Source organism: Thermodesulfovibrio aggregans (assembly GCF_001514535.1).
Lineage (GTDB): Bacteria > Nitrospirota > Thermodesulfovibrionia > Thermodesulfovibrionales > Thermodesulfovibrionaceae > Thermodesulfovibrio > Thermodesulfovibrio aggregans.
Map to the genome: position 1 here is coordinate 488,205 of NZ_BCNO01000001.1, position 15,249 is coordinate 503,453.

Genomic DNA, 15,249 nt, shown 5'->3' on the forward strand with positions numbered 1-15,249 from the left:
TTGAATATTGAATTTTAAATCGCCAAAAGTGCGGAGGAGGAAGTAAAGTGAACAAGGAAGAGACTTATAGAGTTGAAGATATAAAGATTCTTAAAGGGCTTGAAGGTGTAAGAGCTCGTCCTGCAATGTATATTGGCTCAACAGGAATTGAAGGACTTCATCATCTTGTTTATGAAGTAGTGGACAATAGTGTGGATGAAGCTCTGGCAGGTTTTTGTAATAAAATTGAGGTTTATTTGCATAAAGATGGAAGTTGCACTGTAAGTGATAATGGTAGAGGTATTCCAATAGGAGTTCATCCTGATGATCCTGAAGGTAGAACCGCCCTTGAAATCGTGCTTACAGAACTTCATGCAGGAGGAAAGTTTGAGTCTAAAGCTTACAAGGTTTCAGGTGGACTTCATGGAGTAGGACTTAGCGTTGTTAATGCCCTCTCTGAAGAGCTTGAGGTTGAAGTAAAAAGAGAAGGTAAACTGGTAAGACAGAAGTATTGTCGGGGTATTCCTCAGGGCAGACCTGAAGTTGTAGGTCAGTCAACTTCTACCGGAACTACCATAAGATTCAAACCTGACCCTGAAATATTTGAAGTTACAGAGTTTTCAAGAGAGATTCTTGCAGAGAGATTTAAGGAATTAGCTTATCTAAACAAAGGATTAAAGATTACTCTTATTGATGAAAGAGACGGATTTAGGGAAGATTTTATAAAAGAAGGAGGAATTGTATCTTTTGTTGAGGATTTAGGCAAAGGAAAGAAAATTTTACATCCAAAACCAATATACATTTCTGGAGAAAAAGACAGAATTATTGTGGAAATTGCTCTTCAGTACAATGAAGGTTACTCAGAAGAAATTCTTACTTTTGTGAATAACATTAATACAAAAGAAGGTGGCACCCACTTAGTAGGATTTAAGTCTGCTCTCACAAGAACAATAAATAGTTACGCCATTGCCAATGGACTTTTAAAAGAGGGTAAAGAGTCTCTTTCAGGTGAGGATGTAAGAGAAGGCATTGTAGCTGTGATAAGTGTAAAGATTCCAGAGCCTCAGTTTGAAGGACAGACAAAGATGAAGCTTGGCAACAGTGAAGTAAAAGGCGTTGTAGAAACAATAGTTAATGAAAAACTTGCACGATGGCTTGAGGAAAACCCCGTTTATGCGAGAAAGATTGTTGAAAAAGCAAAAGAAGCTGCCCGTGCCCGTGAAGCTGCTAAAAAGGCTAAGGAACTTACTCGAAGAAAAGGCATTCTTGAGGATACAACTCTTCCTGGAAAACTTGCTGATTGCACTGAAAAGGATCCCGGTCAAGCAGAACTCTTTATTGTTGAGGGTGATTCAGCAGGAGGTTCAGCAAAGCAGGCAAGGGACAGACGAATTCAGGCAGTGCTTCCTTTAAGAGGTAAGATTCTAAATGTAGAAAAAGCAAGAATTGATAAGATGTTAACCTCTGAAGAGATAAAAACACTTATTACAGCAATTGGAGGTGGTATTGGTAAGGAAAACTTTGATCCAGAAAACATTAGATACCATAAAATAATTCTCATGACAGATGCAGATGTAGATGGTGCTCACATAAGAACTCTTCTTTTGACCTTTTTCTACAGACAGATGCTTCCTTTAATTGAAAAAGGTTATCTCTACATAGCTCAACCACCACTTTATAGAGTAAAAAGAGGTAAATGGGAAAGATACATACAAACAGAGAATGAGATGAAGGAATTTTTGATGGAGATAGCAGTTGATGAAATTGTATTACACGGTAGTACAGATTTAGAGAAAAAAAAGAGTTTTCTCAGGTTACTTTTTGAGTACGGAAAAATTCTTGAAGATTTTGAAAGAAAAGGATTTTCACCGTCCTACATAGAACAGATGCTAAATGCCGAGCATCAAGAAGGCTTTTCTAATTTAAAGGATTATGTAGTTCTTAAAGACATATTTGACAAAATTCAATCAATTCCAGAGATAAGAGAAGGTGAGAATTATGTAATTCAGATTAAAAACGAAGAGATCAAAACATCTTCTCTTTGGCAACTCTACAGCAAAATTATGGAATCTATTAAAAAAGGTCTTACAATTCAGAGATATAAGGGACTTGGCGAGATGAATCCAGAACAGCTGTGGGAGACGACAATGGATCCTGAAAAGAGAACTTTAATGCAGGTTACAGTTGAGGATGCTCAAAAGGCAAATGATATATTTACCATACTTATGGGAGATGAAGTTGAGCCAAGAAAGGAGTTTATTGTAAAACATGCTCTTGAAGTACGAAATCTTGATATTTAGGAGAAAGCATGCTTGATTTAAAATTTATTAGAGAGAATCCAGAAAAAGTAAAAGATGCACTTCAAAAAAGAGGATATGAGATTAATTTTGATGAATTTCTATCTCTTGAAGATAAAAGGCTTAGCCTTTTAAGAGAGATTGAGAATAAGAGAGCTATAAGAAATTCTGTGTCTCAGGAAATTGCGAACTTAAAAAAATCACATACTGATAGTTCAGAAGTCGAAACTCTCATTCAAAGAATGCGTCAATTAGGAGAAGAACTTAGTGAAATGGAAAAAAAACTTAAAGAACTGGAAGATCAGATAAGACAGTTTATTCTTTACATTCCTAATATACCTCATAATACAGTTCCTGTTGGTAAAGATGAAACAGAAAATGTAGAGGTAAGAAAGTGGGGAAGTCCACCAGAGTTTGATTTTGAACCTCTCAATCACTGGGATATTGGAGAAGTTCTTGGAATAATTGATTTTGAAAGAGCTGGAAAAATTGCAGGAAGTAGATTTGCTGTAATGAGAGGGTTAGGTGCTAAGCTTGAACGTGCTTTGATCAATTTTATGCTTGATTTACATACTTCAAAAGGATATATTGAGATTTTCCCTCCTCTTCTTGTAAATAGAGAAACAATGATAGGAACAGGACAACTTCCCAAGTTTGAAGAGGATCTATTTAGAACAGTTGAGCCTGAATTCTATCTTATCCCCACTGCAGAAGTTCCTGTAACAAATCTTCATAGAGAGGAGATTTTATCAGAAGATGATTTACCAATCTACTATGTTTCCTATACTCCCTGTTTCAGGCGTGAAGCAGGTTCATACGGAAAAGATGTTAGGGGACTTATCAGGCAGCATCAGTTCAATAAGGTGGAACTTGTAAAGTTTGTGAAACCTGAAGACTCTTATGAAGAGCTTGAATCACTTACAAGGGATGCAGAAGAGGTTCTTCAAAGGCTTGGACTGCACTATAGAGTTGTAGCACTTTGTACGGGAGATTTAGGTTTTTCTGCTGCTAAAACATACGATATTGAAGTATGGCTTCCTGGACAGAAGCGTTATAGAGAGATCAGTTCCTGTTCTAATTTTGAGGATTTTCAATCAAGAAGGGCAAATATTAGATTCCGTAGAAGAGGTAAGAAGGGCACAGAGTTTGTTCATACATTAAATGGTTCAGGATTGGCAATAGGAAGAACAGTTGTTGCCATTTTGGAAAATTATCAACAAAAGGATGGTTCTGTTAGGGTCCCTGAGGCTTTAATACCCTATATGGGTGTTGATGTTATAAGATGATTCAGCCTGTAATTGACAGCTCTGGCATTATTCATATCTTTAAAGGTAAACAGACAGAGCCGATTAAACTCGTAATTGGAGAGATTTTAACTGCTGAGATAATGGACATATTTCCAACAGGAAATGTTCAGATAAAGATAAATGACAGAATTCTTGTTGCTCAGCCACAAAGAGAACTTCCATTGAATAAAGGAGATACCGTTTATCTAAAAGTTGAAAAACCTCTTTCTGACGGAACTATCCCACTAAGAATTTTATCTACCTCTGAATTAGAGACAACTCAGCAACCTTTTTCAAATAGGGAAATCTCGGAAAAAATCTTAAAACTTATAGAAGTTATATTCACTGATAAAACAACTCAAAGCCTTAATGAATCATCATATCTCAATCAAATTAAAGAGATCTTAAATTTTCCATTAGAACAGCTTCCTCATTCAGAAAAGAGTAGTTTACTGAAAAAGCTGGCTCAGACTCTTTTATCACAAGAGGTGACTACAGATTCTTTAAAAGAACTGATAAATTTGCTTGAAAATAAATCCCTATTTAAAGAGAAAGTAACTTTACTGAATAGTCTTTTAGTATCCCGTGATGAAATTGCCGAGAAACTTCAGAAAGTTCTTTTAAATACAGGAGTTAGTTTTGAAGCAAAACTAAGAAGTTTTATTTCAGCCCCTGAAAGAATTCAAAACATACAGGAAGATCTAAAAGTGGTACTTAATCAAATTCTCAGAGAAGCAAAAGAAAAGGGAATATATGAGGTAGCTGATAAAGTTGAGAATATTCTCAGACATATTGATGGTTATCAAGTTCTTTCAAAAACCTTTCAAAGTTTTTTTACATTTCTTCCTCTTTTATGGAAGGATATAGAGGGTGGAAACTTTGCATTCAAGTCATTAAAAAAACAGGGGAAAGAGTATTATTCTGTTTTTATAAATCTTAAAATAAAACAAGACTTTTTATCCTTTGTTGTTACGATGATTAATAGAAGTTTTTTTATAAGTTTTTCTGGAAAGCCTGAATTTGTTGATATTATTAAAAGTTACGAGGAAGATTTAAAAGAAAGATTTTATAAGCAGGGTTTGATTCTTTCGGGTATAAACTATGTTACAATAATTGAAGAACTTTTAAAACAGTGGGGAATAGAGGAAGGATTGGTTAGTGTAGTAATATGAAAGAAGAGACTAAAAAGGCAGTAGCATTAAGATATGAAAAAGATAAAGACTCAGCCCCAAAGGTTGTAGCAAAGGGAAGAGGCTGGATTGCCGAAAAAATTATAGAGCTTGCAAGACATCATGGAGTTCCTTTAAAGGAAGATGAAACTCTTGTAGAGGTTCTTTCAAAGCTTGACCTTTATGAGGAGATTCCTGTTGAATTATACAAAGCAGTAGCTGAAATCCTTGTTTTTGTTTATCAGATTAAGGGAAAAATTAAATGATGGATGTTTTAAATAAAATAGTTGAGGCTAAAAAAATAAGAGTAAGTGAGTTAAAGAAAATTAAGCCCATTGAAGAAATAAAAAAACAGGCACAGACCATTAAAACTGTCTCCAAATTTTATAAAGCCATAAAAAAATTACCCCATGAGCCAATAAAGCTTATTGCAGAGATAAAGAAAGCATCTCCAGTTAAAGGACTGCTTAAAGAGTATGATGTTTTAAAAATGGCTGATTTATATATATCCTCTGGTGCTGATGCTATTTCAGTGATTACTGAAGAGGATTTTTTTCTTGGAAGTCCAGAGTTTTTAACAAAGATAAAAGAAAAATATCCTCATGTCCAGGTTTTAAGAAAGGACTTTATTTTTGATGAATATCAGATATATGAATCAAAGATGCTCAAAGCAGATGCTATTCTTTTAATTGCCTGCATTTTGAGTAAACAGCAGTGCAAAACCCTCTATGAAGTTGCAAAGTCTCTTCAAATGGATGTTTTATTTGAAATACACAATGAAGAAGATTTAGAAAAAGCTTTTTTTGCAGGAGTGGACATAATAGGAATAAACAACAGAAACCTTAAAACTTTTCAGGTTGAGCTTAATACTACTTTCAGGCTTAAAAAATTAATTCCTGAGGATAAAGTGGTAGTTAGTGAGTCAGGGATTTCTGAAAAAGTTCATGTTCAGGAACTTGTTAAAAATGGTGTTGATGCGATATTGGTAGGAACATCAATTATTTTGAGCAGTAATCCAGCAGATAAGATAAAGGAGCTCAAAAATGCAAAATAGAAGAATTCCAAAAGTTATGTCAACTCAACATCCTGACAATGTCTCTATTCCTTTTTTTGCAGAGACATCAGATATGTCAGGAGAGGACGAAATTCAGGAAGCCTATTATGCTTTTTCTCATCTTGGGTGCTGTGAACAGATGTGGGATAGTGAAGGAAAGGAAGTTGACAACTATGTGGTAAAAAAGCTTTTAACTAACTATGCTTATTTTTTTAAACAAAAAAGACTGGGAAGAGATGTTTTTCTTACTTTGAGAGTTCCTAATCCTGCAGTTGAAAAGGAAGAGGCAAAAATTTTGCTAGAAACCTTAGAAAGCATTCCTCGGTCTTTTGATTTAGCAAAAATTTTTTATGGAGATGAGGTTTTTCCTCCTGTTTTTGAAGTAATTCTGCCTCTTACAACATCCGCTGTAGAGCTAAATAGAATTTATTACTTTTACAAAAACTTCATTTATGAAAGACAGCATAAAAATATACATGAAAATGACATAACCTTAGCTGAATGGATAGGAAAGTTTTTGCCAGAGGAAATAAATGTAATTCCTCTTTTTGAAGATATACCCTCCATGTTAGATTGCGATAAAATTGTTTCTGAATATTTAAAAAATAAAAAAATATCTAATGTAAGAGTCTTTTTAGCTCGTTCTGATCCTGCGATGAACTATGGATTAATAAGCGCTATTCTTGCTAATAAGATTGCTTTAAAAAAATTAGAAAAACTTTCTCAAGAAAGACAAGTAGAGATATATCCAATTTTAGGAGCAGGTTCACCACCATTCAGAGGTAATTTAACCCCTTATACAGTTGACAAAGTTTTATCAGAATACTCCTCAGTTGAGACTTTTACAGTTCAGTCTGCTTTTAAATATGACAATCCAGTTGAACATGTTATTGAAGCAATAAGAAAAATTAAAAATTTTGTGAGATATCCTTTAAAGGATTTTGATGAAAATCTTGCAGTTTATTTTATTGATAAAATCTCCACTCAATATAGAAAAGAGGTTGAATATATAGCTCCTTTAATTAATGAAGTAGCTAAATATGTGCCTAAACGAAGAATGAGAAAACTGCATGTAGGACTTTTTGGTTATTCAAGAAGTCTGGGAAGTGTAAGACTGCCCAGAGTTATATCCTTCTGCTGTGTCTGTTATTCAATAGGACTTCCTCCAGAGTTGTTAGGATTAAGCATTTTAAGTAAAAAAGAATTTGAAGAAATCAAAAATATTTATAAAAATATTGAATACGACCTGTCAATAGCAATGCAATATTTTAATCCCAAGTGCTTTGAAATTTTATCCTCTGAGGTTAGAGAAAGTTTATTAACATCCATAGAATTGGTTAATTCGTTAAACCTTTCTTATGAGCCTGATTTAAATCATAGAGAAAAAACATCACAGATTGTAAAAATTATAAAAAATGGTATTAATCATTTTATTGCTGATATTCTAATAGAGGCAGCCCATATAAGAAAATTTCTTGGTTGAGGATAAAATTGCCGTTGCAACAGAATTTAAATTTTTCTTATCATATAAAAATGTCCAAGTCCTGACTTTATCAATTAGACCCCGAAAATTGACATTTTAGCCTCGTAAACCCTTGATTTTACTTAATCCTATTTTTTATTTTCATTTCTGGAAAAACAAGGCACAGGTATCTATTCAGTCTTGGCAGGCTTGAAGATTTCCTGAACACAGAGTCATTTAAAAAACTTGCAAAGAGAGCATTAGGGCAGGAAGAACAAAAGCTTGAACTTAGAAAAATCTCAGAGGGAAGAATACTCAACTATGGACATTGTCTGATAAAGAAACTCTGGGATAGATTGAGTCTTGATGAATTTTTCAACTCTGTGACAGAAAACAAAAGGGCTGATATTGCAAAGGCAGTATTTTACATGACAACAAGGCATATGATCTCATCAGACAGTAAACTTGGAATGTATGAGACAAAGCAAGAGTATCTTGGATTTGAAAGTATTGGGATAAATCATCTGTACAGGGCACTTGATGTTTTAGCAGATTTTAAAGACAGTCTTGAGAAGCATCTATTCAATATGAGATATAATCTTTTTAACTCATCAGTGGATGTTGTGTTTTATGATGTAACGACCATATATTTTGAGAGTCAGCAAGAGGATGTGTTAAGGAAGTATGGATTCAGCAAAGATGGTAAAATTGGCAGTGTTCAGATAGTGCTTGGATTACTCATAGACATGGAAGGATTTCCAATAGGATATGAAATATTTCCTGGAAACACCTTTGATGCAAAGACATTGATACCCTTTTTAGAGAAAATAAAGAAGAGATTTTCACTAAACAGGATAATAATAGTAGCAGACAGGGGTATAAACAGCAGGCTCAACTTACTTAAGCTAAGAGAGCTTGGATTTGGCTACATAGTGGGATTAAGACTTAAGAGTGCAGATGGAGAGCTTTTAAAAGAAGTATTTAATCCAGAGGGATTTGTAGAAATACAGACAGAGGCGGGATTGTTCAAATACAAACAGATCAAGCATACATTTAAAGTTAAGGATGAACGAGGCAGAACAGGACAGATAACAGACACAGTAGTAATAAGCTATTCAGAAAAGAGAGCAGAAAAAGACAGGGCAGAGAGAGCCAGGCTGATACAGAAAGCCTTAAGACTGCTTGAGAGTCCCTCTGTCATAGAAGGATTAAACAAAAGAGGTGGCAAGAAATACATAAAAGCGGAAGGGAAAAGAGGATACAGTCTTGATGAGGCTCTGATAGAGCAAGACAGCCTTTTTGATGGATACTACTGTGTTCAGAGCACAGAGGAAAACCTGACAGCACAGCAAGTTCTCAAAGCCTATCACAGCCTGTGGAAGATAGAGGAGTCTTTCAGGATAATGAAACACAGCATAGAGGTAAGACCTGTATATCACTGGACAGAGAGAAGGATAAGGGGGCATCTGGTTGTGTGTTTTCTAGCTTTTTTATTTATGAGGATGCTGGAGGATGCAACAGACAGAGCAGCCACATCTGAAAGAATAAAGGAAGCCTTAAGGAGTGTCACATTGACAGAGTTTAGTCTTGATGGACAGGTATATTACTTAAAGAACAAGATTGACAGAGTAGCTAAGTCTCTATTCAGAGCATTAAAAGTAAAAGAGCCAGCCAATATAACAGCCAGAGAAGATTTCAAAATATAAACCTGCTTAAAAATCAAAAAACTACGAGTTTTGTTGTACAAAAAATTGCCATTTTTAAAAATAAAATTCAATATTTTCAATGAGTTATAAAATTTAATTGATAAACTCAGGAAAATGGGCAATTGAAAGGAAAATTCTTAGGTTTGTGGTTACAATATTAAATTTGACTATGTTTGATTCAGTTTTGAATCGGTTGTTGCATTCCGAGAGATTTCTTCCTTTGCAATTCTATCAAGAATTCCATTAATAAAGGCAGCACTTTCTTTTGTAGAGTATTTTTTTGCAATCTCCACAGCTTCATTTATTGTGACCTGATAGGGAATATCGTTCCGATATAGTATTTCGTAGATTGAAAATCTTAAAATATTTTTGTCTATTGGTATAATTCTTTCTAAATTCCATTTTTCGGCGTATTTTTGAATAGTTTTGTCAATAGTCTCAATATGTTCAATTGTTCCCTCTATCAACTGATTTGCAAAAGTTTTTATATGATGATCCTGTTCATTATTTCTCTCCCAAAAATTTTCAATTTCTTCCTGCAATAAGTCATAATCACACATTTTTTTTGTATTTTCATTCATTTCACATGCATAAAGAAACTGTAAAACATATTCTCTTGCTTTTCTCCGCTTCATTTTATGTCTTAATTTTAAAATTATTTCAGCTGTTTCATGACTTGAGCCATTTCAATGGCAACCATAGCTGCATCCCAGCCTTTATTACCTGATTTTGAACCAGCTCTTTCTATTGCTTGCTCAATAGTATCTGCTGTAATTATTCCAAATGAAACAGGTATGCCTGTTTCTAAAGAGACAAGAGCAATACCTTTTGATACTTCAGCGGCAACGTAGTCAAAATGAGGAGTTGCACCTCTAATTATAGTACCAAGACATATAATTGCATGAAATTTACCTGATTGGGCTAATGTTTTTGCAACTAAAGGAATCTCAAATGAACCAGGAACCCTTACGATTTCTATATCTGTATCGTATGCTCCGTGTCTAACCAGAGCATCAAGAGCTCCTTCAAGAAGCCTTGAAGTGATAAATTCATTAAATCTGCTTACAACAATACCAAATTTTAAACCTTGAGCATCAAGTTTTCCTTCAATAATTTTCATTTTTCCTCCTCCTATGGATAAAATAACTCAAATCTTCTCATTCTAACATTTATTACTAAAGCAATTCCTATAAAATTAGCAACCAATGTTGTACCCCCGTAACTCATGAATGGTAAAGGAATTCCTACTACTGGCATAATTCCAAGAGTCATTCCAATATTTATAGAAAAGTATAAAACAAAAATTGAAGTAAAACCTATTGAAAGAAGCTTTCCAAAATTGTCCTTTGCAATTACAGATGTGTGAAAAAGTCGGATAAAAATAGTTAAATAAAGTGCTAAAAGTATAGTGCACCCTATAAATCCCCATTCTTCTGCAAAAATGGGAAATATAAAGTCAGTGTGTCTTTCTGGAAGAAATTTTAAAGGACCCTGCGTACCTTCAAGAAATCCCTTACCAAATAGTCCACCAGAGCCTATGGTTATGACTGACTGCATAATATTGTAACCAATCCCCTTTGGATCTATACTTGGATCAATAAAAGCAATTAGTCTGTTTTTTTGGTATTCCTTCAGTCCTTCCCAAAAAATCTCCCACAGAAAAAATATTGAGATAATTAACAGAGAAAAAAGAAGTACTAGCAATCTTAGAGGAACTCCTTTATAAATAATCATTATAAATGTGATTGTAAAAAGTAAAATAGCTGTTCCGAGATCAGGCTGTTTGATAATAAGTATAAATGGTATTATTCCAAAAATAATTAGAGTTTTTATTGTATCCTTTACTGACAATGGCGATTGTTTATTGTCAAGAAAAGCTGCAAGGCATATTATAGAGACTATTTTGAATATTTCAGAAGGCTGAAAAGAGAAAAATCCTAGATTTATCCAACGTTTTGCTCCCATTGCTGTTTTACCTGCAAAAAGCACTATAATGAGAAGCAAAACTCCAGTAATGTAAAATATTAACCAGAAATTTTTTAGTTTTGTATAATCAAACGTTACAAAGATAAACAAAAATACCACAGCTATTATAAGCCAAATCAGTTGCTTTACATAAAAAGGAGGGTGTTCTCCTTCATCGAGAGGTGGTCTTGTGGCACTATAAATTGTCAGTATCCCAATAATACATATAAAAAGAACTACAGCAAAAGTAATCCAGTCAAAGTATGTTATTAATCTTCTATCAATTTTTAACATTCAGTTGCCTCTTTTTAAGAATGTAACCTTCAAGTATGTTTTTTGCTACAGGGGCTGCTACTGCACCTCCGCTTCCTCCATGTTCAATAATTACGGAAAAAGCCATCTCTGGGCTGTCCACTGGAGCAAAGCCAATAAACCATGCATGATGTTCAATATTTTTATATGATAACTTTTCTTTAAGTTTTTTGCTAACTACCTGAACTGTTCCTGTTTTTCCACCAAACTTTATAATGTAAGAACGAGCACCTGAAGCTGTTCCTTCTGGTTCATTTACTACTCCAGATAGTGCATTTTTGATTATTTCAAGATTTTTAACATCAAGATTCAAATTTTCTTTTTCAGATTTACTTCCTTTAACTAAATATGGAGTAATTTTGTTTCCTCCATTAACTATCGTAGCCATAACCCGAGCCATCTGTATGGGTGTTACTTTCAGAAATCCCTGTCCAATAGCTGTGTTATAGGTATCACCTAAAAACCAGGAAGTCTTCTTTACACTTTTTTTCCATTCTTCATCAGGCACAAGTCCTGATTTTTCATCTGCACTAAATCCTGTAACGCTTCCCAATCCTAATAAGGTAGCGTATTTATATATTCTTTTTATCCCGAGTATTTTACCAAGTTCATAAAAGTAGACATCACAGGATTCAATAAGAGCTCTTCTAAGATTTACAGCTCCATGTCCTTCTTTTCTCCAGCAACCAAAAGTCCATTTCCCCAGAGTTACACCTCCTGTGCAATTTACTAAGACTCTATCAGGTGTTATAACTCCTTCTTCAAGTCCAGCAAGCGCAGTAATTATTTTAAATGTTGAGCCCGGTGCATATAGTCCTTGAGTTGCTCTATTAAGCAAAGGATTTTTGGGATTGTTTGTTAATTCATTCCAGTATTGCGGTGGGACACCTTCCACAAATTTATTAGGGTCAAAGGATGGAGAACTTACTAATGCTAATACTTCGCCAGTATCAGGTTTTATAGCAACAAAAGCTCCTGAGTAGTTTTCAAAAGCTCTATATGCCGATTCCTGAAGTAGAGCATCAATTGTTAAGTATAGATCTTCACCCTTTATAGGTGGTGATTCTTTAATAAGCCTTAGTTCTCTGCCAAGTGCATCAACTTCAATAATTTTTTCTCCCGGAATTCCAATCAGAATATCATCAAATAATTTTTCCAGTCCAGTTTGCCCTACCTGAAAATAGGATGGTAATTTTTGATATTGAGGATTACTCTTTATCTGTTGTTCTGTGATTTTACCGAGATATCCCAGTAAATGAGCAGTTGCATGACCAAAAGGGTAATGTCTTTTAAGTTCTGTTTCTATTATCAACCCCGGTATTTCAGAACGTCTTGCTTCAAGCATAGCTATTTCTTTGAATGTTAGATCTTCTTTTATTTTTATAGGAATATAAATACTTTCAGTTTTTGTGTTAAGTCTATTCTGTAATTCTTCTTGAGGAATGTTTAAAATTTTAGATAGTAAATTTAAGTCTATTTTATCTGCATATTCAGGTGAAATTAATGCTGCAAATGAAGGAATATTCTCAACAAGAGGGATTCCATTTCTATCATAGATAATTCCCCGGGGAGCAGGGATTTTTATTATTCTGATTCTGTTTTGTTCTGCAAGTTGTTTGTATTTATCTGCGTTAAGAATTTGAATTTGCCAGAGTCTCAGTAAAAGTATAAAAAATATTACAAATATGGTACCTAAAAATAGGAAATCTTTTTTTTTCATGGCTTTCTCCTGCTTAAAATCAAGCCAATTGGGATATTGATAAGTCCTCTAAGAAATACGGCCTTAAAAAGCTGGGTATTAAAGCTAAAATCAAAAAAGTATATCATAATCAAACTGCTAATAATCTCATCAATTATAGTAAAAACAAATATCACAAGAGCCTTAAAAATTTCTGTCCAGTGAAAAAAGAGTTGTCTTACCAATACTATTAACAAAACACCTGTAATTGTTTTTGATATTACCGCGGGACCAATTATTCCTTGAAAAAAGTCTTCTATTAGTCCGATCATTACAAAAAATAAAACAGGTAATACTTCTGAAGGTGCTATTTTCTTTTGTTCTACCTCAGGGAAGAAGTAGTCTATAACAAAAAGATAAATCAGTAAAAATGAGAAATTAAAACTTATATTTCCAATTGTAAAAATCTGTTCAATAAAAAACGCGGAAAATATAAGTACGCTCCACTTGGTTAGATGTCTCATATCAGGCTTTTAATTATAGCGACTTCTTCAATTGTTAAGTCTGATTGGTAGGGTACAACATCTATATTCTGAAAAAATCCCTTTTTCTTTTCTATTTTTTTTACAACTCCAACCTTAATTCCTTCAGGGAAAATACCGTCTGTTCCAGAGGTAATTAATCTGTCTCCAACCATTATGTCTTCTTCTACAGGAATATATTTAAGAATACACATATTTGTTCCTGTGCCACTTACTATACCTTCTGAACGAGTCCTTTCCACTCTCACAGCTACTGAAAAATTAGTATCAGTTAGTAAGAGTATTTCTGAAAAGTGAGGAGATGTAGAAATAACCTTACCTGCTAATCCGTTGAGTGTTATTGCTGGCATATCTGTTTTAATTCCATCTTCACTTCCTTTATCTATCCATAGAGTTTTTAAAAATCTATTTGAGCCTGTACGAATTACTTTTGCTATTGTTACAACTTCTTTCTTTTTTTCTTTTAAGTTTAACAGCTCTTTTAGTTTCCTGTTTTCCTGTATAAGTTCATAGTAAGATTTCTGTTCCAAAATCATTTGATACAACTGTTGTTTTAATTTCTTATTTTCTTCTCTAAAAGAGTAAAGTTCAACAAAAAAGTTTTTTAAATACTGTAAAGGTGATATTAAGGGCGAAACATCAAATTTATTAAAGCTTATAGCTCTTTTTGATTGATAACTTATCAAAAAAAAGCAGACTAAACATATACCAATTACTATTAAAATAGTTGTTTTTTTTATCATAAATTAACATTAAGAGAAACTCTACTGAGAAGATCAAGTTTGTCAAGCATTGCGCCACATCCTTTTACAACTGCTCTAAGGGGATCATCAGGAATCACTACAGGAACACCAGTATGTTCTCTTATAAGAATATCTAAACCTTTCAATAGAGCTCCTCCACCTGCTAAAACTATTCCTTTGTCTGCTATATCAGAGGCAAGTTCAGGCGGTGTATTTTCTAGGGTAACTTTAATTGTTTCCAGAATAATTGTAATAGGTTCCTGTAAAGCTTCTCGTATTTCTTCTTCAGTGATAGTTATTGCTTTTGGAATTCCTGTTATCAAGTCTCTTCCTTTAATCTCCATAGTTTTATTTGAATTCATAGGATAAGCACTGCCGATATTTATCTTTATCAGTTCAGCAGTTCTTTCTCCTATCATCAGGTTATACTTTCTTTTGATATAAGCTATTATTGCTTCATCCATTTTATCTCCACCAACTTTTACTGCTTTTGAACATACAATACCATCAAGAGAAATTACAGCAACATCTGTGGTTCCTCCACCAATGTCAACAATCATATTACCTGAAGGCTCGCCAACAGGAAGTCCAACCCCGATTGCTGCAGCCATTGGTTCTTCTATAAGATAAACTTCTCTTGCACCTGAAGCAATTGCAGCATCTTTAACAGCTCTTTGTTCAACCTGAGTTATACCTGATGGTACTCCAATTATAATTCTCGGAGAGATAAAACATTTTCTATTATGAGCTTTTGTAATAAAATACTTGAGCATTTCTCCTGTAGCATCAAAGTCTGCTATAACACCATCTTTAAGGGGTTTTATAGTAATAATGTTGGCTGGAGTTTTCCCCATCATTTCTTTTGCTTCTGTTCCAACAGCAATAACTTTCTTATTATCTCTTCTCATTACAACAACTGATGGTTCATCGCATACAATCCCCTTGCCTTTTACATAAACCAGAGTATTTGCTGTTCCAAGATCAATTGCCAGATCATTGGAAAATTTTCCTGCTAATTTTTGAATAAACACAATTATCCTCCCCTGAAGACTTTGA

14 protein-coding genes are annotated in these 15,249 nt (G+C 33.9%); 7 read left to right on the forward strand and 7 right to left on the reverse strand.

Annotated features, from left to right (window positions below; translation table 11 throughout):
* The first annotated feature begins 47 nt into the window (after positions 1-47).
* From gyrB to TAGGR_RS02460, 7 genes are all read left to right on the forward strand, one after another.
* Positions 48-2,279, forward strand: a complete 2,232-nt coding sequence (gene gyrB / locus TAGGR_RS02430; RefSeq protein ID WP_059175771.1) for a DNA topoisomerase (ATP-hydrolyzing) subunit B — start codon at positions 48-50, stop codon at positions 2,277-2,279.
* Positions 2,280-2,287: 8 nt separating this feature from the next.
* A complete protein-coding gene (gene serS, locus TAGGR_RS02435; protein ID WP_059175772.1) occupies positions 2,288-3,562 on the forward strand; it encodes a serine--tRNA ligase in 1,275 nt (424 codons plus the stop codon).
* A complete protein-coding gene (locus TAGGR_RS02440; protein ID WP_059175773.1) occupies positions 3,559-4,734 on the forward strand; it encodes a hypothetical protein in 1,176 nt (391 codons plus the stop codon). The genes serS and TAGGR_RS02440 overlap by 4 nt, the downstream gene beginning before the upstream one ends.
* On the forward strand, positions 4,731-4,997 hold the full coding sequence (locus tag TAGGR_RS02445; RefSeq protein ID WP_059175774.1) for an EscU/YscU/HrcU family type III secretion system export apparatus switch protein: 267 nt from the start codon (positions 4,731-4,733) through the stop codon (positions 4,995-4,997). Before TAGGR_RS02440 ends, TAGGR_RS02445 begins: the two co-directional genes overlap by 4 nt.
* Complete coding sequence (gene trpC, locus TAGGR_RS02450; RefSeq protein ID WP_059175775.1) at positions 4,994-5,785, forward strand: indole-3-glycerol phosphate synthase TrpC; 792 nt, start codon at positions 4,994-4,996, stop codon at positions 5,783-5,785. The genes TAGGR_RS02445 and trpC overlap by 4 nt, the downstream gene beginning before the upstream one ends.
* Positions 5,775-7,268 carry a phosphoenolpyruvate carboxylase gene (gene ppcA, locus TAGGR_RS02455; RefSeq protein WP_059175776.1) on the forward strand — a complete coding sequence of 498 codons (1,494 nt, stop codon included), beginning with the start codon at positions 5,775-5,777 and terminating at the stop codon, positions 7,266-7,268. Before trpC ends, ppcA begins: the two co-directional genes overlap by 11 nt.
* Positions 7,269-7,411: 143 nt before the next feature.
* Positions 7,412-8,953, forward strand: coding sequence for an IS1634 family transposase (locus TAGGR_RS02460; RefSeq protein WP_439950933.1), 1,542 nt, complete (start codon positions 7,412-7,414; stop codon positions 8,951-8,953).
* Positions 8,954-9,120: 167 nt separating this feature from the next.
* Here TAGGR_RS02460 and nusB read toward each other — a convergent pair whose 3' ends face one another.
* Genes nusB through TAGGR_RS02495 form a run of 7 tightly spaced genes read right to left on the reverse strand, consistent with a single transcriptional unit; the run spans position 9,121 to position 15,224 of the window.
* Positions 9,121-9,588: a transcription antitermination factor NusB gene (nusB, locus tag TAGGR_RS02465; RefSeq protein ID WP_059175778.1), complete on the reverse strand. Its 468-nt coding sequence runs from the start codon at positions 9,586-9,588 to the stop codon at positions 9,121-9,123.
* Positions 9,589-9,608: 20 nt separating this feature from the next.
* Positions 9,609-10,073, reverse strand: a complete 465-nt coding sequence (gene ribH / locus TAGGR_RS02470; RefSeq protein WP_059175779.1) for a 6,7-dimethyl-8-ribityllumazine synthase — start codon at positions 10,071-10,073, stop codon at positions 9,609-9,611.
* An 11-nt stretch (positions 10,074-10,084) separates the two neighbouring features.
* Entirely contained in the window at positions 10,085-11,212 is a 1,128-nt protein-coding gene (rodA, locus tag TAGGR_RS02475; protein ID WP_059175780.1) for a rod shape-determining protein RodA, read from the reverse strand.
* Positions 11,199-12,950: a penicillin-binding protein 2 gene (gene mrdA, locus TAGGR_RS02480; protein ID WP_059175781.1), complete on the reverse strand. Its 1,752-nt coding sequence runs from the start codon at positions 12,948-12,950 to the stop codon at positions 11,199-11,201. The genes rodA and mrdA overlap by 14 nt, the downstream gene beginning before the upstream one ends.
* Positions 12,947-13,432 carry a hypothetical protein gene (locus TAGGR_RS02485; RefSeq protein WP_059175782.1) on the reverse strand — a complete coding sequence of 162 codons (486 nt, stop codon included), beginning with the start codon at positions 13,430-13,432 and terminating at the stop codon, positions 12,947-12,949. Before TAGGR_RS02485 ends, mrdA begins: the two co-directional genes overlap by 4 nt.
* Entirely contained in the window at positions 13,429-14,193 is a 765-nt protein-coding gene (gene mreC / locus TAGGR_RS02490; RefSeq protein WP_059175783.1) for a rod shape-determining protein MreC, read from the reverse strand. The genes TAGGR_RS02485 and mreC overlap by 4 nt, the downstream gene beginning before the upstream one ends.
* On the reverse strand, positions 14,190-15,224 hold the full coding sequence (locus TAGGR_RS02495; protein ID WP_153000421.1) for a rod shape-determining protein: 1,035 nt from the start codon (positions 15,222-15,224) through the stop codon (positions 14,190-14,192). The genes mreC and TAGGR_RS02495 overlap by 4 nt, the downstream gene beginning before the upstream one ends.
* Between the last annotated feature and the right edge of the window lie 25 nt (positions 15,225-15,249).

What these genes read in the sequence shown, in the direction of transcription:
- serS (WP_059175772.1), top strand. Translation starts at nt 2,288, where the DNA reads ATGCTTGATTTAAAATTTATTAGAGAGAATCCAGAAAAAGTAAAAGAT.
- TAGGR_RS02440 (WP_059175773.1), top strand. Translation starts at nt 3,559, where the DNA reads ATGATTCAGCCTGTAATTGACAGCTCTGGCATTATTCATATCTTTAAA.
- TAGGR_RS02445 (WP_059175774.1), top strand. Translation starts at nt 4,731, where the DNA reads ATGAAAGAAGAGACTAAAAAGGCAGTAGCATTAAGATATGAAAAAGAT.
- trpC (WP_059175775.1), top strand. Translation starts at nt 4,994, where the DNA reads ATGATGGATGTTTTAAATAAAATAGTTGAGGCTAAAAAAATAAGAGTA.
- ppcA (WP_059175776.1), top strand. Translation starts at nt 5,775, where the DNA reads ATGCAAAATAGAAGAATTCCAAAAGTTATGTCAACTCAACATCCTGAC.
- nusB (WP_059175778.1), bottom strand. Translation starts at nt 9,588, where the DNA reads ATGAAGCGGAGAAAAGCAAGAGAATATGTTTTACAGTTTCTTTATGCA.
- ribH (WP_059175779.1), bottom strand. Translation starts at nt 10,073, where the DNA reads ATGAAAATTATTGAAGGAAAACTTGATGCTCAAGGTTTAAAATTTGGT.
- rodA (WP_059175780.1), bottom strand. Translation starts at nt 11,212, where the DNA reads ATGTTAAAAATTGATAGAAGATTAATAACATACTTTGACTGGATTACT.
- mrdA (WP_059175781.1), bottom strand. Translation starts at nt 12,950, where the DNA reads ATGAAAAAAAAAGATTTCCTATTTTTAGGTACCATATTTGTAATATTT.
- TAGGR_RS02485 (WP_059175782.1), bottom strand. Translation starts at nt 13,432, where the DNA reads ATGAGACATCTAACCAAGTGGAGCGTACTTATATTTTCCGCGTTTTTT.
- mreC (WP_059175783.1), bottom strand. Translation starts at nt 14,193, where the DNA reads ATGATAAAAAAAACAACTATTTTAATAGTAATTGGTATATGTTTAGTC.